16 protein-coding genes are annotated in these 19,218 nt (G+C 60.5%); 9 read left to right on the plus strand and 7 right to left on the minus strand.

Annotated elements, in window-relative coordinates; translation table 11 throughout:
• Nucleotides 1–19: 19 nt before the first annotated feature.
• Nucleotides 20–901, minus strand: a complete 882-nt coding sequence (locus ACM6IR_RS24940; protein WP_414910140.1) for a LysR substrate-binding domain-containing protein — start codon at nucleotides 899–901, stop codon at nucleotides 20–22.
• A gap of 158 nt (nucleotides 902–1,059) precedes the next feature.
• Between ACM6IR_RS24940 and ACM6IR_RS24945 the strand changes: the two genes are divergently transcribed.
• The 6 genes from ACM6IR_RS24945 to ACM6IR_RS24970 all read left to right on the plus strand — a co-directional run bounded on the left by ACM6IR_RS24945 (nucleotide 1,060) and on the right by ACM6IR_RS24970 (nucleotide 8,623).
• Nucleotides 1,060–2,697, plus strand: coding sequence for a 5-guanidino-2-oxopentanoate decarboxylase (locus ACM6IR_RS24945; protein WP_414910141.1), 1,638 nt, complete (start codon nucleotides 1,060–1,062; stop codon nucleotides 2,695–2,697).
• On the plus strand, nucleotides 2,694–4,142 hold the full coding sequence (locus ACM6IR_RS24950; protein WP_414910142.1) for an aldehyde dehydrogenase family protein: 1,449 nt from the start codon (nucleotides 2,694–2,696) through the stop codon (nucleotides 4,140–4,142). Before ACM6IR_RS24945 ends, ACM6IR_RS24950 begins: the two co-directional genes overlap by 4 nt.
• A gap of 218 nt (nucleotides 4,143–4,360) precedes the next feature.
• Nucleotides 4,361–5,464: an extracellular solute-binding protein gene (locus ACM6IR_RS24955; RefSeq protein ID WP_414910143.1), complete on the plus strand. Its 1,104-nt coding sequence runs from the start codon at nucleotides 4,361–4,363 to the stop codon at nucleotides 5,462–5,464.
• Between the two features lie 194 nt (nucleotides 5,465–5,658).
• Entirely contained in the window at nucleotides 5,659–6,567 is a 909-nt protein-coding gene (locus tag ACM6IR_RS24960) for an ABC transporter permease (protein ID WP_414910144.1), read from the plus strand.
• A complete protein-coding gene (locus tag ACM6IR_RS24965; protein WP_414910145.1) occupies nucleotides 6,564–7,412 on the plus strand; it encodes an ABC transporter permease in 849 nt (282 codons plus the stop codon). The genes ACM6IR_RS24960 and ACM6IR_RS24965 overlap by 4 nt, the downstream gene beginning before the upstream one ends.
• Nucleotides 7,413–7,567: 155 nt before the next feature.
• Entirely contained in the window at nucleotides 7,568–8,623 is a 1,056-nt protein-coding gene (locus tag ACM6IR_RS24970) for an ABC transporter ATP-binding protein (RefSeq protein WP_414910146.1), read from the plus strand.
• A 137-nt stretch (nucleotides 8,624–8,760) separates the two neighbouring features.
• On the opposite strand, the gene ACM6IR_RS24975 is transcribed toward ACM6IR_RS24970, so the two are convergent.
• A complete protein-coding gene (locus ACM6IR_RS24975; protein WP_414910147.1) occupies nucleotides 8,761–9,690 on the minus strand; it encodes an AraC family transcriptional regulator in 930 nt (309 codons plus the stop codon).
• A gap of 333 nt (nucleotides 9,691–10,023) precedes the next feature.
• Between ACM6IR_RS24975 and ACM6IR_RS24980 the strand changes: the two genes are divergently transcribed.
• Together ACM6IR_RS24980 and ACM6IR_RS24985 are read left to right on the plus strand one after the other, a co-directional pair.
• Nucleotides 10,024–10,377 (plus strand): putative quinol monooxygenase, encoded by a 354-nt coding sequence (locus ACM6IR_RS24980; RefSeq protein WP_414910148.1) that lies wholly within the window; start codon nucleotides 10,024–10,026, stop codon nucleotides 10,375–10,377.
• A gap of 41 nt (nucleotides 10,378–10,418) precedes the next feature.
• On the plus strand, nucleotides 10,419–10,649 hold the full coding sequence (locus tag ACM6IR_RS24985; RefSeq protein WP_414910149.1) for a hypothetical protein: 231 nt from the start codon (nucleotides 10,419–10,421) through the stop codon (nucleotides 10,647–10,649).
• Between the two features lies 1 nt (nucleotide 10,650).
• On the opposite strand, the gene ACM6IR_RS24990 is transcribed toward ACM6IR_RS24985, so the two are convergent.
• Nucleotides 10,651–11,280 carry a flavin reductase family protein gene (locus ACM6IR_RS24990; RefSeq protein WP_414910150.1) on the minus strand — a complete coding sequence of 210 codons (630 nt, stop codon included), beginning with the start codon at nucleotides 11,278–11,280 and terminating at the stop codon, nucleotides 10,651–10,653.
• A 210-nt stretch (nucleotides 11,281–11,490) separates the two neighbouring features.
• Here ACM6IR_RS24990 and ACM6IR_RS24995 point away from each other — a divergent pair, with 210 nt between their 5' ends.
• Nucleotides 11,491–12,246, plus strand: a complete 756-nt coding sequence (locus ACM6IR_RS24995) for a hypothetical protein (protein ID WP_414910151.1) — start codon at nucleotides 11,491–11,493, stop codon at nucleotides 12,244–12,246.
• Between the two features lie 111 nt (nucleotides 12,247–12,357).
• Here ACM6IR_RS24995 and ACM6IR_RS25000 read toward each other — a convergent pair whose 3' ends face one another.
• The 4 genes from ACM6IR_RS25000 to ACM6IR_RS25015 all read right to left on the minus strand — a co-directional run bounded on the left by ACM6IR_RS25000 (nucleotide 12,358) and on the right by ACM6IR_RS25015 (nucleotide 18,826).
• Nucleotides 12,358–13,677, minus strand: a complete 1,320-nt coding sequence (locus ACM6IR_RS25000) for an MFS transporter (protein ID WP_414910152.1) — start codon at nucleotides 13,675–13,677, stop codon at nucleotides 12,358–12,360.
• A 287-nt stretch (nucleotides 13,678–13,964) separates the two neighbouring features.
• A complete protein-coding gene (locus ACM6IR_RS25005; RefSeq protein WP_414910153.1) occupies nucleotides 13,965–15,290 on the minus strand; it encodes a sigma-54-dependent transcriptional regulator in 1,326 nt (441 codons plus the stop codon).
• On the minus strand, nucleotides 15,284–17,050 hold the full coding sequence (locus tag ACM6IR_RS25010) for a sensor histidine kinase (protein WP_414910154.1): 1,767 nt from the start codon (nucleotides 17,048–17,050) through the stop codon (nucleotides 15,284–15,286). Before ACM6IR_RS25010 ends, ACM6IR_RS25005 begins: the two co-directional genes overlap by 7 nt.
• A 252-nt stretch (nucleotides 17,051–17,302) precedes the next feature.
• On the minus strand, nucleotides 17,303–18,826 hold the full coding sequence (locus tag ACM6IR_RS25015; protein WP_057960547.1) for a fumarate hydratase: 1,524 nt from the start codon (nucleotides 18,824–18,826) through the stop codon (nucleotides 17,303–17,305).
• Between the last annotated feature and the right edge of the window lie 392 nt (nucleotides 18,827–19,218).

A 19,218-nucleotide genomic window follows, 5' to 3' on the forward strand; every position in this document is an offset into this window, starting at 1 on the left:
CTGCTACAGGTTTTTCGGTTCAGCGCGATTGAGCCTGCTGCACCAACCACCCCAACAACTCATTCAACTTCGGCGAAGGTGCTGACTTCTGCGGCAAAACCAGGTAATACCCCTTTCCTGTTTTTACCTTCAATTCAAACGGCATCACCAGCCGCCCGGCGCTCAGGTCATCGCCAATCAGCGACCAATCCCCAATCGCCACGCCTGTCCCTTGTGAGGCCATCGACATCGCCAGGTCCAGTGTTTCGAAATGCTGACCTTTGCTGACATTGCACAAACGAACACCCGCTGAAGCCAGCCATGTCTTCCAGTCCCGTTCATCCCGGGTCGGGTGCAGCAGCATGTGCTGCTCCAGGTCCTTTGGCGTCAACAGCGGCGCCGGTCCTTCGAGCAGAGGTTGGGAACAGACTGGGGTCAGTTGTTCATCGAACAGATGTTGAGACTCCAATGAACGGTCCGGTGGCGCACTGTACATCACCGCCGCATCGAATTGTTCACGATGAAAATCCACGCCGTGCTTGACCGTGGTGGTCAACTCCACCGGCACGTCCGGGCGCTCCCTTTGCCACTGCAACAGGCGCGGCAACAGCCAGCGCATGACACAGGTCGGAGCCTTGAGTTGCAGGGTTTCGCGCTTTGCGCCGATCTGATCTACAGCATCGTCGATCAGCTCGAAAATCTGCTGAATCCGTGGCAGCCATTCCCGTCCTTCGGCGGTCAGGTCAAGGCCTCGGGCCTGACGAACAAACAACTCATAACCCAGATGATCTTCCAGCCCGGCAATCTGCCGACTCACCGCGCCCTGGGTGATATGCAGTTGCTCGGCTGCTCGGGTGAAGTTGCAGCACTGCGCGGTAATCAGAAAGGTGTGCAGTGTCGGCAGGGGAGGCAATCGTTTCATTGGGATCCAAGGTATGACGTAAGGACATGGCTAGTATGACTTTTTATCCATTGTTGCGGCTACCTGTCGCCCGTTCCAATGAGGCCATCCCTGGACCTGCCAATCCATCATAAACACTGTGCAGGCCGGCGTCTCAAACGAACAAGAAGGGCAATGAAATGGCGACATGTGGCGAAGTATTGGTCAAGTTACTCGAAGATTACGGGGTTGAGCAGGTGTTCGGCATCCCTGGGGTTCACACCGTGGAGCTGTACCGCGGGCTGGCCCGTTCGAGCATCAACCACGTCACTCCGCGTCACGAACAAGGCGCCGGTTTCATGGCCGACGGTTATGCTCGCACCAGCGGCAAGCCGGGTGTCTGCTTCATCATCACCGGCCCTGGCATGACCAACATCACCACCGCGATGGGTCAGGCGTATGCCGATTCGATCCCGATGCTGGTGATCTCCAGCGTACAGACCCGCAGCCAGTTGGGCGGTGGTCGCGGCAAGCTCCACGAGCTGCCGAACCAGAGCGCATTGGTCGGCGGCGTGGCGGCGTTCTCCCACACCTTGATGTCGGCGTCTGAATTGCCAGGCGTTTTGGCCCGTGCTTTCGCGCTGTTCCAGGCAGGCCGTCCACGTCCGGTGCACATCGAAATTCCGCTGGATGTGCTGGTGGAAGAAGCCGATGACCTGCTCGCCAGCCTGCCGGTCACCATCGACCGCGCCGGTGCATCGCCGAGCGCGATCAGCCGCATGTCCGAGTTGCTGGCCGGTGCCAAGCGCCCGCTGATTCTTGCCGGTGGCGGCGCCATTGATGCGGCGGCGCAACTGACTGAGCTGGCCGAGTTGCTGGACGCGCCGGTGGCCCTGACCATCAATGCCAAAGGCATGCTGGGATCCGCCCACCCATTGCTGATCGGCTCGACGCAGAGCCTGGTCGCTACCCGCGCCCTGGTGGCCGAGGCTGACGTGGTGTTGGCCATCGGTACCGAACTGGCCGAGACCGACTACGACATCACCTTCGCCGGTGGTTTCGAGATTCCCGGCGTGCTGCTGCGTGTGGACATCGATCCAGACCAGACCGTGCGCAACTACCCGCCGAAGGTCGCGCTGGTGGCTGACTCGCGCAACGCCGCTCAAGCGTTGCTGAACGAGTTGTCCCTTCACTCGCTGGCCAAGCGCGGCAGCGATTGGGGTCAGGTCCGCGCCGCACGTTTGCGCGAAGAGCTGGCCGCCACTTGGGACGCTCCGACGCTGGCCCAGACCTGTTTCCTTGAAACCGTTCTGCACGAATTGCCGGACGCCGTGTTCGTCGGCGATTCGACTCAACCGGTGTACACCGGCAACCTGACGTTCAACCCGGAACGCCCGCGTCGCTGGTTCAACTCGTCGACCGGTTACGGCACCCTCGGCTACGCGTTGCCGGCGGCAATCGGCGCCTGGCTCGGCGGCAGCGTCGAAGAGGGGGCACGCCCACCCGTGGTATGCCTGATCGGCGACGGCGGCCTGCAATTCACCCTGCCGGAACTGGCCAGCGCCGTTGAAGCGCGCACCCCCGTTATCGTCCTGCTGTGGAATAACCAGGGCTACGAAGAGATCAAAAAGTACATGGTCAACCGCGCTATCGAGCCGGTCGGCGTGGACATCTACACCCCGGACTTCATCGGCGTCGCCAAGGCTCTGGGCTGCGAAGCCGAGGCCGTCAACGGTGTCGAGCAATTGCGCATCGCCCTGCGTGCCGCTGCCGATCGTCAAGGCCCGACCCTGATTGAAATCGATCAGACCCAGTGGATGAAGGCGGTATCCAAATGAGTTTCCCAACCACACTGGACGGCCTGTATATCGACGGCCAATGGTCGGCGGGCAACGAACACTTGCGCGTGATCAACCCGGCGACCGAAGCCTTGTTGACCACCGTTAACGGCGGCGATGCACACGCCGTCGATCAAGCCGCGAATGCAGCGACCGAAGCCTTCAAGGGCTGGTCGCAAACCACCGGCGCCGAGCGCGGTGCGATCCTGCGCAACATCGCCGCCGGCGTGCAGGCCCGTCGCGAGCAGTTGATGCACGTGCAGTCGAGCAACAACGGCAAACCGTTGTTCGAAGCGGCCATCGATGTCGATGACGTCATCGCCACGTTCGAGTACTACGCCGGTCTGGCCGAAGGCCTGGACGCGAAACAGGACAGCAACGTCGAGCTGCCAACCGATGACTTCAGCGCCCGCGTGCGCCGTGAGCCGTGCGGCGTGGTCGGCCTGATCGTGCCGTGGAACTTCCCGATGGTCACCACGGCCTGGAAACTGGCCCCGGCCCTGGCCGCCGGTTGCTGCGTAGTGCTCAAACCTTCGGAAGTCACGCCATTGCCGGAGCTGGAGCTGGCGGCGATCATCGCCGACGCCGGTCTGCCCAAGGGTGTGTTCAACCTGGTCTGCGGCACCGGCCTGGCGGTCGGCGCGCCGATGTCGGCTGACCCGCGTATCGCCAAGATTTCCTTCACCGGCAGCAACGCAGTGGGCGTGCAGGTCATGCAGCGCGCCGCTGAAACCGTCAAAGGGGTGAGCCTGGAGTTGGGCGGCAAATCCTCGCTGCTGGTGCTGGCGGATGCCGACATCGAGCTGGCGGTGGAAGTGGCCTGCGGCGGTGGTTTCTTTAACGCCGGGCAGATGTGTTCTGCCACCAGCCGCGTGCTGGTCGCCAATGAACTGGCCGATGAATTCCTCCTGCGTTTGAAGGCCCGCGCCGAAGCCATTCGTGTGGCTGACCCGTTCGACCCGAACGTGGAAATGGGCGCGCTGGTCAATCAGGCGCAATTCCAGCGCGTGCTGGGCCACATCGATCGCGGGTTGAGTGCCGGTGCCAAGCTGGTTTGCGGCGGTAATCGTCCGGCGGACCTGCCGCGCGGCTATTTTTTGCAGCCGACGATTTTCACCGACGTGCCCCTGGACAGTGCGTTGTGGTGTGAAGAGATTTTCGGCCCGGTGATCTGCGTGCGCAGTTTTGCCTCTGAAGCCGAGGCGATTGCCCTGGCCAACGACAGTCAGTTCGGCCTGGTGGCCAGCGTGGTCACGCGTGACGCCGAAGCGGCCGACCGGGTCGCCAACGCTTTGCAGGCGGGGCTTGTGTGGATCAATGCGCCGCAAGTGATCTTCCCGCAGACCGCTTGGGGTGGCTACAAACAGAGCAGCATCGGCCGTGAATTGGGGCCGTGGGGCTTGCAGGCTTTCCAGGAAATCAAACATGTGATTCGTGCCGTCTGAAGGCCCGAAAAAGGTCAGTGCATGCCTCGAAACGAGGCATGCACTGAGGTCATGGCTTCAATGAGTTTTTATCGATAGTCAGGTGTTTTACACAACCTCAGGATGAACCCGTAGGCGTTGTTCTTACCCTTTGAAACCGGGGGTTTGAAGCCGAAACGGCCGCGCGGATGCAATGGTTGCGACCAACCTCATACTTACAAAAACAAAGGGAGTCCTTCATGGGCGATCATGATCTGAACAGACGTCAATTTATCAAAACCGTGGGCGTAGCCTCGGTGGCAGCAGCGGCCATGAGCATGCCGTTCATGAAAGCCAATGCAAGCGACACACGTTTTGCGGGCAAGACCCTGCGTTTGCTGACCTGGTCCGATGACACTGGCCTGGCAGCGCTGCGCAACATCGCGGCCACCTTCGAAGAGAAGTACGGCTGCAAGGTCATCGCTGACCGCACCGGCAGTACTTCGGAAATGGTCGCCAAACTCAAGGCTGGCGGTGATCGTCCGCAGTACGACGTCATTACCCTGGCCGGTGTTGGCGCTGAAGGTCTGGCCGCCGCCGGGCTGCTGGAAAAGCCCGACCTCAACCGCATCCCCAACCTGGTGGATGTACCGGAGAAATACCGCACTGGCGCCAATGGCCACGGTATCGGCTATCTGCTTTGGTGCAACAGCCTCGTCTACAGCACTCGCACCCAAAAAGAAGCCCCGGCCAGTTACGCCTCGCTGTGGGACGCTGACGCGGCGCCAAACATCTTCCTGCCGCCGCCGAACTGGACCGAGGCCATGGACCTGATCATCATCGCCGCCAAACTGGCCGGTGGTGACGAACACAACATTGAGCCTGGCTTCAAGAAACTCGCCGAGCTGAAAAGTCGTGTGGTGACCCTGGGTGAAAACCCGAACCAGATCGCCGAACTGTTCCGCACCGGTTCCCTGGACATGGGCGGCCTGTACGCACCTGCGTTCTTCCCGAAACAGATCCGCGATCCGGCCTACGGTCTGAGTGCAACCTTTGGCATGAAGGAAGGTTTCTACACCGACTTGATGCAATCGGTAATGCCGAAGAACCGTCCGGGCGACACCGACATGGCGTACGCCTTCATCAACCACTCTCTGGACCCGGTGGTTCAGGGCAAGATGGCTGAGGATATCTACAACGGTCCGGTCAATGCCAAGGCGATCATCTCTGCCGAAGCACGCAAGAGCCCGTACATCCTCACGCCTGAGCAGATTGCCGAGAAGGCGATCATGCACGACAACGCCTTCCTGGCTACCGTGCATGACCAATGGATTCGTCGCTACACGGAAATCTTTTCTTCCTGATTGAGTGACGGACACAGGATCTTCATCCACTGAAGATCCCCTGTGGGAGCGAGCCTGCTCGCGATTGCGGACTGACATTCAGCATTGATGTCGACTGACAGATCGCTTTCGCGAGCAGGCTCGCTCCCACAAGGGGCCGATGTGGTTTCAAGTCTTGTGTTTGACAGCTGCTTTCCATTGACGAGACCCTTGCTATGGAACACCAACCTCTGATTCACGCCGTCGCCGCCGTACCCGCGCGCGCCAACCGGGGTGTTTCGCCAACGGCGCGCGCCTGGCTTTTCCTCTCGCCGTCGATGTTGTTTCTCGGCGTGCTGATTGCCGCCAGCCTTCTGGTACTGCGCATGAGCGTCGGCACCAAAGGTGCGGAATGGACCGGCTTCAGCCTGGCCAGTTACGCGCAACTGCTGGAACCGTATTACCTCAAATCCTTGCTGCTGACCCTGCGCCTGGCCTTGATCAGCGCAGTGATCGCCGTTGTGTTGGCGATCCCGGTGGCCTACACCATGTCGCGGCTGACCTCGCCGTTTGTGCGACGGATCTTCCTCGCGGCGGTGCTGTTGCCGTTATTGGTCAACCTGTTGCTGCAAAGCTACGGCTGGCTGGTGATTCTCGGCCCGGGCGGGATGCTCAATCAGGCGCTGATGGGCCTGGGCCTGATCAAGCGACCGATCATGCTGCTGTACAACCAGAACGGCGTCTTGATGGGCCTGGTGCAAACCGCGTTTCCGTTGGCCGTGTTGCCGATTGCCAGCGCTATGCGCGGCGTCGCCCGTACCTACGAAGAAGCCGCTGCCACCCTGGGCGCCAGTCGCTTTCAAGTGTTCCGCCAGGTGGTTCTGCCGATGAGTTTTCCGGGGATCATCACCGGTGCGACGTTGGTATTCGCTTACAACGCCAGCAGCTTCGTGGTGCCTTTGCTGCTCGGTGGCCGTCGCGTGCCGATGCTGGCGGTGATGGTCCATGACCAGATCGCGCCGCTGATGAACTGGCCCGCCGCGTCCGCTGCCGGTGTGGTGCTGATTGTCACCACCCTTGCGATCATGACTTTGTCCGAATACATCACTGGCCGTCGTCGGCGCATGCTGGAGGCTTCCCAATGAGCACCCTGATCAAAAAGCGTCACTCGCTGCTGCCGGGCGAAACCGGCAATTTCGCCGGTGTGTTGTCGGGCTTCATCCTGCTGTTGGCGGTGTTGCCGATCCTGACCATGATCGTGATGTCGTTCAGTGGTTCGTCGAACCTCGACTTCCCGCCGAGCAGCTACAGCCTGCAATGGTACAAGGCCGCCTGGCACACCTTCGCGTCGCCGGATTCCAGCGATGTGCTGAGCCTCGGCAAAGCCATGATCACCAGCCTGATGGTGGCGTGCCTGACCATGGTCTTCGCCACGATCATCGCGGTGCCGGCGGCCTATGCGCTGACCCGTTGCGAGTTCCGCGGCAAAGCCGTGGCGCTGCAACTGATGTCGCTGCCGTTGGTGTTTCCGATGGTGGTACTGGGGCTGGCGTTGCTGCTGGTGTTCGACAGCCTGCCGTTCCAGATGACCACCTCGCGCCTGGTGATTGCCCACGTGATTCTGGCGCTGCCCTTCGTGGTGAAGAACTGCACCGCAGCGATGCTCTCCATCGGTAGCGAAGTCGAAGAGGCCGCGCAAATGCTCGGCGCTTCGCCGACGCGGGCGATTGTCGATGTGGTGGTGCCGCTGATGAAGTCGGGGATCCTGGCGGGCATGCTGCTGGCGTTCATCGTTTCCTTCAACGAATTCACCGTGACCTACTTCCTCTACACCATCGACGTCATGACTGTGCCGATCTGGATGTACAGCCGCACCGTGTCTTCGCTCGACCCAACCGTTTTCTCGTTTGCCGTGCTGATCGTGCTGATCGACTTCGTCCTGATCTGGGCGTTGGAGAAGCTAGTCGGTGAAGGTGGCGTTTCGTTCTAGCTTCTGCCTGGAGGTGCCTGCACTCGATCATGCTGCGTTAAAAGTCCACTCAGAATGCTCATTGACTAAAGTCAACTCCGCTTCTTCGCAGACTTTTGCCTTGCCTGATCTTCGCTCGGCGACCTCCAGCCCGAACCTTATTTTTGAGGTGCAACATGACTGGTCTTATTCTTGAAAACGTCGAGAAACGCTACGGCTCGGCCTGCGCGGTAAAAGATGTAAACCTGCATTTGCCGGAAGGCAAACTGGTGTGTTTCCTCGGCCCTTCTGGCTGCGGTAAAACCACCTTGCTGCGAATGATCGCAGGGCTCGAAACCCTGTCCGGCGGCGAGATTCGCCTGGACGGTGCAGACATTGGCCACACCCCGGCGCACGAGCGCAATTTCGGCATGGTGTTTCAATCCCTGGCACTGTTCCCGCACATGACGGTGGGGGAGAACATTGCGTATCCGCTGAAACTGCGTGGGGTCAGCAAGGCTGATCAGCAGGCGCGTGTGGTGGAGTTGCTGGAACTGATTCAGCTGCAGGAAATGATTGATCGCCCGGTGGCGAAACTCTCCGGCGGGCAGCGTCAGCGTGTGGCGATTGCCCGGGCAATTGCCTCGCGCCCGAAAATCCTCCTGCTCGACGAACCCTTGTCGGCGCTGGATGCCAAGCTGCGTGAGTCGATGCAGGTGGAAATCCGTCAGCTGCAACAGCGCTTGAACATCACCACCATCATGGTGACCCACGATCAGCGTGAAGCCATGACCATGGCTGACATCGTCGTGGTGCTGGGTGAGCATCGGGTGCAACAGGTGGGCACGCCGATCGAAATTTACCGGCACCCGGCCAATGAGTTCGTCGCGGACTTTATCGGTTCGGGCAACATTTTCCCGGCCACGGCGCTGGGTAACGGCAAGGTCGGTTTGCCGGGTGGCGATGCACTGGAAGTGCCGATCTGCAGCAGCATTGTGGTCGGCGAGAAAGTGAAGATGCTGATTCGCCCTGAGGACCTGCAACTGTCGCATCCGCAGGCCACGGCGGGGAACCGGTTGCTGGGCAAAGTGACGTTCGTGCGCGATATCGGCGCGACGATTGAAACCACGGTGGAATGCTCCGGTGTTTCGTTTACGGCGTTGAGTACGCCGTGCCAGGGGTTTGGGTTGAGCATTGGCAATCCGGTGTCGGTGACGTTACCGGCAGAAGCGTGCCGCGTACTCAGTGCCTGAAAAACACCACCGTCCCCGTAGGAGCGAGGCTCGCCCGCGAAGAACGATAACGCGGTCATTCAGATAGACCGCGGTGAGTTCTTCGCGGGCAAGCCTCGCTCCTACAGGGTCTGGTGTACACCCTTGCCCGCGAAGAACTAAACCGACAACCGCAACCGCGCCAAATCCCGCAACGGGGGCGCCCCGAACAATCGGCTGTACTCCCGGCTGAACTGCGAGGGACTTTCATACCCCACGCGATACCCCGCCGCCGAAGCTTCCAGCCCCTCCGCCAGCATCAACCGCCGTGCTTCCTGCAAACGCAGCTGCTTCTGATATTGCAACGGACTCATGGCCGTCATCGCCTTGAACCGGTGATGCAGTGTCGACACGCTCAGGTTCACTTCCTTCGCCAGATCATCGATACGCAGCGGCTGCTCATAGTTGCCGTTGAGCCATTTGATGGCCTGGCTGATGCGGTGGCTTTGGCTGTTGGCGATGGCAATTTCGTACAGCCGATGGCCTTGCTGGCTGCGCAACAGTCGATAGAGAATCTCCCGGCGAATCAGCGGCGCCAGCATGGCGATGTCTTTCGGCGTCTGCAGCAAGCGGGCCAGGCGCAGTACCGCGTCGAGCATGGCGGTGTCGATCCGTTCGACGTACAGGCCGCGCCCGGTTGGCCGTGCGGGCACACCGAGGGGGCCGGCGTCAGCAATCAGCGCGGTAATTTCTGCCGGGTCGATGTCCAGTCGCAGGGCCAGGATCGGTTCCTGCGGCGAAACATTGACCACCCGTCCGCTCAAGGGCATCGAGACCGAGACCACCAGGTAATTCAATGGGTCGTAATTGAATAGCTCGTCGGCGAGGCGAACTTCCTTGCGACCCTGGGCCATGATGCACAGCGCGGGTTGCGCCAACACCGGGGCGAACTCGTGGGACTGGCTGTGACGCGACATGAACAGCGAGCCGACGGCCGTGGCATAAGTGCCATCCTCCGCCGTGTTGCTGCGGATGATGGCGGCCAGTTCCGCGCGCTGTTTCTCCATGTCGGCATCCAGCGGGGCTTGGAAATGATCGAGCGACGACATGCAAGGCATCCTCGGTGAGACGTGGGTAATGAGCCGAGCTTAAGTTTGTGCAAGGAACAGCGATAGACACATCCTGCCAAAAGCTTGCCTGATTCTGCACGGGGTTGGAGGACGGCGCTGCCATGACAGCCCGTGGCGGGCAAAACTTGCTTGAAAGTCGTGTTTCAGTCCCGTGACAGGATTTACAGTTTTTACAACGGCGGCATTCAGCCTCGCAGGATTGTGCAACAAGCCGGCAGGAATCGACTAACGGGGCGGCGTGCGGGCGTTTAACCTTTGATCCTGTCGCAGCCCGTCCCACGGCTGCCACTCGAGTACCTGGGAGGGTTGAACATGTCTACGCAGATTCCCGTCAGTCATATGGCCTTTGTCCGCGCCCGCACCGGGCGTTCAGCCGAACTCGGTGCGCGCCTCAGTGCCCTGATCGAACCGTCCCGCAGCGCACCGGGCTGCCTGAGCTTTACCTTGCAACACTCGCAATGTGATCCGCAGTTGTGGCTGGTGTCCGGCTTCTGGACCCATCAACAGGCCATGACCGCGTACTTCAATACACCGGCCATGGAGATTTTTGCCGAGCTGGTGCAGGAGCTGGTGGTCAATAGCCTGGATTTTCATACCTTCAAGGACGTGTCGGCCGTCCAGGCGCTCGGTCAGTCCCGGTCGTGGGTACACAAAATGGCGGGTTGAGGGTTTAATGGCTCCACTTTCAATTAGCCAGGATCCGCGACATGGCACGCAAAGCCTTTGAACACTTCGAAGCCGTTTCCGCCGTAATACCGTGCGAGGGCGGTTACCACGCCGCGATCGCCGTCAAAGCCCTGGGGGGAGCAGGCGCGCCGCGCTTTCACAAAGTCCTCGAAGGAGAGGTATTCAAGACCGCGCACGATGCCGATGAAGCTGCCGCCAAAGAGCTGACCCGCCTCAAAGACGTCAAAGAAGAAACCGACCTGCTTTGGTAATTTACCTTTTCGCCCCCGGGCGATACATCCTGAACAGTGCCTCTGGCCCTGGCTGGAAATAATCCGCTGGCCCGCCGCCGCGCAGAATCGGTTCTGCCGCGGCGGTGTCGTACACCCCATTTTTCAACAGCCACTTGGCGATATGCACGGCGACCACTTCACCCAGAATCAGCCAGCTCGGCACCACGTTTCCATCGGCGCGCTGCAACTGAATGATCTGTGTGACCTTGCACTCGAAGGACACCGGACTTTCAGCAACCCGTGGCACCTGAATGATTTTCGACGCGGCGGGCGTCAGCCCCGACAGTTCGAACTCATCGACCTCAGGCCCGACCATGGCGCTGCTCTGGTTCATCTGCTCGGCCAGTGGCCGGGTCGCCAGGTTCCAGGCGAATTCGCCGGTCTGTTCGATGTTGTTCAGGCTGTCTTTGCGCCCGACGCTGGAAAAACCAATGATCGGTGGAATGTAGTTGAAGGCATTGAAGAAGCTGTAGGGCGCCAGGTTCAGGCGGCCGTTGGCGTCCTGAGAGGAAATCCAGCCGATGGGACGCGGGCCGACAATGGAATTGAACGGATCGTGGGGCAGGCCGTGGCCGTTGGCCGGTTCGTAGAAGTGGATGTCGTCAGCCATTGCACGGGTTTCCTGAATTTGGTTCGTAGCGAAGGGGGGCCATAGTGCAAGCGGCGGCGGGCAATTTCCAGTGTGGCCATTGCGGCGCATTGGCTCGTGTGACTTTTTTTTCATAAAGCACCTACCTAATTTTCACGGCCTCACCTTCAGTCTGCGCGACGTCCAAAGCCTGAGAAATCGGCTGCCCTGACTATTGGAGCTTTACCCTTGATGAACAAACTGCCTCAAATCACCTTGGCGTTCTGGGTGATGAAAATCTGCGCGACGACCCTGGGGGAAACCGCGGGGGATTTGCTGTCGATGACCCTTAACGTCGGTTACGCCGTCAGCTCGCTGATTTTGATCAGTGTATTTGTGCTGACGCTCATCACGCAGTTGATGGCAAAAACCTACAAGCCGGTGCTGTACTGGATCGTGATTTTGTCGACCAGCACGGCCGGCACCACGATGTCCGATTTCATGGACCGCACCCTCGAACTGGGCTATGCCACCGGTTCAATGATCCTGATTGCAATTCTGATGGGCATTTTTGCGGCGTGGCGCCTGAGCGGTGATTCGCTGAACGTGACCAAGGTCCAGACCTTTCGCGGCGAGATGTTCTATTGGATGGCGATTCTGTTTTCCAACACCCTGGGCACGGCGCTCGGCGATTACCTGGCCGACGATTCGGGTCTGGGCTTTGCCGGCGGTGCGTTGTTGATCGGCTCGACCATTGCGGTGGTGGTGCTGTTGAAGTACTTCACCCGGATTTCGTCGGTGCTGCTGTTCTGGGTGGCGTTTGTATTGACCCGACCCTTCGGCGCAACGTTGGGTGATTTCCTGACCAAGCCGCATGAAAAGGGTGGTCTGGATTTCGGCACTATTGGTTCGTCGCTGGTATTGGCGGGGATTCTGGTGGTGATGATTGCGGGGGCTTCGTATGCGCAGAACGTGTATGGGAAGCGGGCGGTTGCCGAGTTGACCTGATACCGAGTCGTCCCCATCGCGAGCAGGCTCGCTCCCACACTGGATCTGGATACACTCCAAACCCTGTGGGAGCGAGCCTGCTCGCGAAGAGGCCGGCACAGACGATCTGGATTAGTCCGTCTCGATCCGCGAATGCTTGCGGGTGTCTTTCATGGTCACGTAGACCAGCAACGACACCGCAATGCACGCCGTCACATACCAGTAGTAACCGGTTTCCATACCAATGCTCTTGAACCACAGTGCGATGTATTCAGCGGTGCCGCCGAAGATCGACACGGTCAGCGCGTAGGGCAAACCAACGCCCAGCGCACGAATCTCGGTCGGGAACAGTTCGGCTTTGACCACTGCGTTGATCGAGGTGTAGCCGCTGACGATGATCAGTGCAGCCATGATCAGGAAGAACGCGCCCCACCAGGACTGCACGGTGTGCAGCGTGGTCAGGATCGGCACGGTGAACAGCGTGCCCAGAATGCCGAAGGCAATCAGGATCGGCCGGCGACCGACCTTATCCGACAATCCGCCCACCAGCGGTTGCAAACACATGAACAGGAACAGCGTGGCCGCCGAAATCGTAGTGGAGTCTGAGATGCTCATGCCAACCGTGTTCACCAGGTATTTCTGCATGTACGTGGTGTAGGTGTAGAACGCCAGGGTGCCGCCCATGGTCAGGCCGACCACGGTCATCAATTCCTTCGGATGGCGCAGCAAGGTGCGCATCGCGCTTTCCTTGGCCTTCTCTTTCTTGGTGAACGACTCGGTTTCTTCCATGCCACGACGCAGGTAGAGCGCGACCACGGCACACAGCGCGCCGATGGCGAACGGGATGCGCCAGCCCCAATCGTACAGTTGCTCGGTGGTCAGGGTCTGTTGCAGCACGATCAACACCGCCAGGGCGATGAGCTGACCGGAGATCAGGGTCACGTACTGGAAGCTGGAGTAGAAGCCGCGACGTTCCTTGGTCGCCATCTCGCTGAGGTAAGTCGCCGAGGTGCCGTACTCGCCACCGACCGACAGGCCTTGCAGCAAGCGTGCGAACACCAGCAGGATCGGCGCGCCAATGCCGATGGTTTCGTAACCCGGGCTCAGGGCGATCAGCAGGGAACCGAAGCACATCAGATAGACCGAGGCCATCAGCGCGGCTTTACGACCGACCTTGTCTGCGTAAAGGCCCATGAGCCAGCCACCGATCGGGCGCATGAGGAAGCCCACGGCGAAAATCGCGGCGGTGTTCAGCAGTTGTGCGGTGGTGTCGCCTTTGGGGAAAAAGGCTTTGGCGAAGTACAGGGAGAAGGCGGCGTAGACGTACCAGTCGTACCACTCGACCATGTTGCCGACCGAGCCGCTGAAGATCGATTTGATGCGGCTGGACGTGGTTCGTTCTTTGGCGGGCACGGCAGCCGACCCAAGGGGCAGGGCGTTGGAGTTATCCATTGAAGGATCCTTCATTTAATTGTTTTTGTGGAGCGCGATTAAACGCAGCCTGCGAGAGCTATAGCAGGAGATGTGCCATCTCAAAGAGGGCCGGTTTAGAGGGGGTAAGCGGATTTTGTGAGCGGAAATCCGCTTAGAGGTCGGAGGGCGATAAGCGGATTTTTGCGCATGTCCACGTTCCTGTAGGCGCGAGGCTTGCCCGCGAAGAACGATAACGCGGCTTGTCAGATGCATCGCGGTGACTGCTTCGCGGGCAAGCCTCGCTCCTACAGGTTTTATGTGATCGGTTAGATGAACATCTCTCTGCTCAACCCATGCCGCTGCATCTTTTCATTGAAGGTGCGGCGCGGCAGTTGCAGCTCTTCAAGCACCGCTTTCACATCCCCCTTATGCCGGGTCAACGCCGCCCGCAAGCAATGCGCTTCGAACGCTTCCTGCTGCGCTGCCAGCGATTGCCCCGGATCGATGCTCGCAGGCGTAGGCTCGCCGAGCCCCAACACCTGGCGTTCGGCGACGTTCGCCAGTTCGCGCACATTGCCCGGCCAGTCGTGGCTCAGCAGATGGCTCAACTGCGGACCGGTCAACGGTGCAAAGCTGCGGCCCAAGCGCTCGGCGGCATGTTGCGCAAACGATTCGAACAGCAACGGAATGTCTTCCCGACGTTCGCGCAACGGCGGCAGACGCAACTCGGCCACGTTCAATCGATAGGCCAGATCTTCGCGAAAGCGTCCGGCGCGCGCCTCATCCAACAGGTCGGGTTTGGTCGCGGCAATGATCCGCAAGTCCACGCGAATGCTCTGGTTCGACCCCAAGCGCTCCAGCTTTTGCTCCTGCAATACCCGCAGCAATTTCACTTGCTGGGCCAGCGGCATGCTTTCGATTTCATCGAGAAACAGCGTGCCGCCATCGGCGTATTCGAGCTTGCCGATGCGTTTGCCCTGGGCGCCGGTGAAGGCGCCGCTCTCGTGCCCGAACAGCTCGGCTTCGAACAACTGCTCCGGAATCGCCGCACAATTGAGGGCCACAAATGGCTGGCTGGCACGCGGACCGAAGTCATGCAGGCAGCGGGCAACCAATTCCTTGCCGCTGCCGGTTTCTCCGCGGATCAACACGTTGACCGGCAATGCCGCCAAGTCCAGCACCTGCCGACGCAAGGTCTGCAAGCCACGGGATACCCCGAGCAAGGTTGCATCGAGTTTTGCGCGGTTGTCCGCTTGCTGGTGCAAGGCGCGGTTTTCCAGCACCAGCCGGCGCTTGTCCAGCGCGCGGCGCAAGCTGCCGAGCAGGGTTTCGGGGCTGAAGGGTTTTTCCAGAAAGTCGTAGGCGCCATCGCGCATCGCATCGACGGCCATCGGCACATCGCCGTGGCCGGTCAGCAGAATCACCGGCAAGTCGGCATCACGGCGCTGCACTTCGGCCAGCAATTGCAGACCGGTCATGCCGGGCATGCGCACGTCGCTGAGGATCACGCCGGGGAAGTGCTCGGGCAACTGCGCCAGGCATTCATCGGCGCGGCTGAACAGCTGCACCTCGAACCCCGACAGGCTCAGCCACTGCTCGACGGCACTGCGGATGCTGCTTTCATCGTCGACCACCATCACTGAATTCAGCATGTGCCAGGCACCTCCAGATCGATTGGCAGCGTCAGGGTGAACACGGCCCCGTTGCCCTGATTGCCCGCACTCAGGCGGCCGCCCGATTCGTGAACGATGGCGAACGATACCGCCAAGCCAATGCCCAGGCCATCGCCCACCGCTTTGGTGGTGAAAAACGGATCGAATACTTTCGGCAGATGTTCTTCGGCGATGCCGCCACCGTTGTCGGCCACGGTCAGGCGCCAGAGTTGTTCGTTGGCTTCGAGGCGGATTTCCAGGCGCTTGCAGGGTTTATCCTGCATCGCATCCAGGGCGTTGCGCAGCAGATTGATCAACACCTGTTCCAGACGAATCGCATCACCGCGTACCCAGGCCGGGCGCGTCAGGTGCAAGACCGTGCTGACCTGTTCGTCGCGCAACCTGGTGTCGAGCAGGTGCAACGATTGGTCGACCACGGCGGCAAGATCAAGACGTTCGCGCAAGCCGCTGGGACTTTTGCGGGCGAAGGTTTTCAGGTGGCCGGTGAGGGCGGCCATGCGCGTCAGCATGTCGTCCACCGGCTTGAGCGCCTTGTAGGCATCGTCGACCCGGCCGTGATCGAGCAGCAGGCGCAGTGTCGCGAGTTGCATGCGCTGTGCGGTCAGCGGCTGGTTGATCTCATGGGCCAGCGCGGCCGACATCTGGCCGAGAGCGGCGAGTTTGGCTGATTGCACCAGCCCATCCTGCGCAGTGCGCAAGTCGCGGGTGCGTTCTTCCACCAGTTGTTCGAGCTCTTCGCGACTGCGCTGACGCATTTTCGCCAGGCGCCAGCGCTGGTTGAGAAACAGCAGCAGGAACACCAGCGTTAGCCACAACCCGGCCGCGGCGAGCGCGGCGTTGCGACTGTCTTCGAAGGCGACTTGCGGGCGACGCAACAGGTGCAGGGTCCAGCCTTCTGTGGCCAGCGGCAGGGATTCCCACAGGTAGTCCTTTTGACCGTCGGGGCCATCGACCCGCGCCAGTTCACTGTTGACGTCGAAGCGCCGCAGCGATTGAGCGTCAAGCAGCGTCAGCGGCTGCTTGTCATATTGGCGGGTGGCCTTGAGTTCGGCGTGATCACTGTCATTCAACGGTTTTAACAAGCGATAGCGCCAGCCCGGCTGGTTGGCGATGAAAATGATCCCGCGTGCATCGCTGACCAATAGCGTGTCGCTGCCCTGGCTCCATTCGCGCTCCAGTTCCGGAAATTCGAGTTTCACCACCATCGCGCCGAGAAACTCGCCGTCGTCATCAGTGACGGCACTGGACAGGAAGTAACCCGGAATCCCGCTGGTCACGCCCACCGCATAAAAACGCCCGGTGCCCTGGGTGCGGGTCTGGCTGAAGTAGGGGCGAAAGCCGTAGTTGTGGCCGACGTAACTGCTGGGCAAGCGCCAGTTGCTCGCCGCCACGGCCAGGCCGGTGTGATCGAGCAGTTCGAGGGTCGAGGACTCGGCAGCCCCGTTGATCTTTTCCAGCTTGCGGTTCAGCGTGTCCTGTTGCTCGGGGCTCACTGCACCCTTGAGCGCCGAACGCAATTGCGGGTCCAGTGCCAGCACGGCGGGCAGGGCGCGGTAACGTTCGATCAGGGTGTGCAGGGACGTGGCGTACAGCGCCAGCTGCTGATTGGCGCGGGCAGCGTCTTCCACCAGGGCCTGGCGCTCGGCGTGACGCATGGCCAGGGTGGCTGCGAGGGCGGCGCCGGCGAGGATCGCAACGGTGTACAACGTCAGGCGCAGAGGGCGCGAAAACTCGGACATGCGGGGCATTACACACGTATTCAGGAGGGGCCGCACCATACCATGGGCTTGCCCTGTCATCCCACTGTGTAGGAGCGAGCTTGCTCCGGGCGGCGTTCCGACGATGGACGTTAACGATAACGCGCTCTTCCTGAATAAACGCGTTGCTCTCAGTCCTTCGCGAGCGAGCTCGCTCCTACAAGAAAAACTGTGGGCAATAAAAAAAGCGACAGGAGGAACCCCCTGTCGCCTTTGCTGTGTCAGTCGAAGCGCTTACTGCACTTCTACCGCCAGGCTCTCACTGATCTTTTTCTGCCAGATGGCAGGACCGGTGATGTGTACCGACTCACCCTTGCTGTCGACGGCGACGGTCACTGGCATGTCTTTGACGTCGAACTCGTAGATCGCTTCCATGCCCAGTTCGGCGAATGCCACCACGCGGGATTTCTTGATGGCTTGCGCCACCAGGTAAGCCGCGCCGCCAACTGCCATCAGGTATACGGCTTTGTGGTCCTTGATCGCTTCGATTGCGGTCGGGCCGCGCTCGGATTTGCCGATCATGCCCAGCAGGCCGGTTTGCTCGAGGATCTGACGGGTGAACTTGTCCATCCGCGTTGCGGTGGTCGGACCGGCAGGGCCTACTACTTCTTCGCGCACCGGATCGACCGGGCCGACGTAATAGATGAAGCGACCTTTGAGGTCCACCGGCAAGGTTTCCCCCTTGTTCAGCATCTCGACCATGCGCTTGTGCGCCGCGTCGCGACCGGTGAGCATCTTGCCGTTGAGCAGGACGGTTTCGCCCGGCTTCCAGCTCTGCACGTCTTCCGGGGTCAGGGTGTCGAGGTTGACGCGACGGGCCGACGGACCGGCTTCCCAGACGATTTCCGGGTAGGCGTCCAGCGGTGGTGCTTCCAGGGAAGCAGGGCCGGAACCGTCGAGCACGAAGTGGGCGTGACGGGTGGCGGCGCAGTTGGGGATCATGCACACCGGCAACGAAGCGGCGTGAGTCGGGTAGTCCATGATCTTCACGTCGAGCACGGTGGTCAGGCCACCCAGGCCCTGGGCGCCGATGCCCAGTTGGTTGACCTTCTCGAACAGCTCCAGACGCATTTCTTCGATACGGTTGGACGGACCGCGCTTTTTCAGCTCGTGAATGTCGATGGATTCCATCAACACTTCCTTGGCCATCACCGCGGCTTTCTCGGCGGTGCCGCCGATGCCGATGCCCAGCATGCCCGGTGGGCACCAGCCGGCGCCCATGGTCGGAACGGTCTTCAGTACCCAGTCGACGATCGAGTCGGACGGGTTGAGCATGGCCATTTTCGACTTGTTCTCGGAACCGCCGCCCTTGGCCGCCACGTCCACTTCCACGGTGTTACCCGGAACGATGGAGTAGTGGATAACGGCCGGGGTATTGTCCTTGGTGTTTTTACGAGCGCCCGCCGGGTCGGCGAGGATCGAGGCACGCAGGACGTTTTCCGGCAGGTTGTAAGCCCGGCGCACGCCTTCGTTGATCATGTCGTCCAGGCCCATGGTGGCGCCATCCCAACGTACGTCCATACCTACGCGGACGAAGACGGTGACGATGCCGGTGTCCTGGCAAATCGGGCGGTGGCCGGTGGCGCACATACGCGAGTTGATCAGGATTTGCGCCATCGAATCGCGCGCTGCCGGCGATTCTTCACGCAGGTAGGCCTCGTGCATCGCCTGGATGAAGTCAACGGGGTGGTAATAGGAAATGAATTGCAGGGCGTCGGCAACGCTCTGAATCAGGTCGTCTTGCTTGATCACGGTCATGAGTCGCGCTCCTCTAAAAGACGGGAACATTCAATAAGGTGCTTGCAGCTTGGGTGCATCGGTCGGTTGCAAGCACCTTTACAAGGCACGCCGGGGTGCTGGCGCGACGCTAAAAAGGCGCGGCAGTATACCGCGCCTCGCGAGTGGGCACACGCGCCGACGGTCAAACATTGGTCGTATACATTGCCCCGTTGCGAACCGACCTGAAACACGACTTTATCGCTCAATACAATCCTGCAGCCGCTGGCGAAGCCTGCGTTCGGCTGCGAAGCAGTCGCAAATCTTGCGTTTGAGGTCTGACTGACACACCGAGGTGCATGGTTGTACGACTGCTTCGCAGCCGAACGCAGGCTTCGCCAGCTGCTACAGGGGATACGGCAAAGTATCAGGAA

Origin of the sequence: Pseudomonas sp. IT-P253 (assembly GCF_949768125.1) — a bacterium.
In the GTDB taxonomy this organism is placed as follows: domain Bacteria; phylum Pseudomonadota; class Gammaproteobacteria; order Pseudomonadales; family Pseudomonadaceae; genus Aquipseudomonas.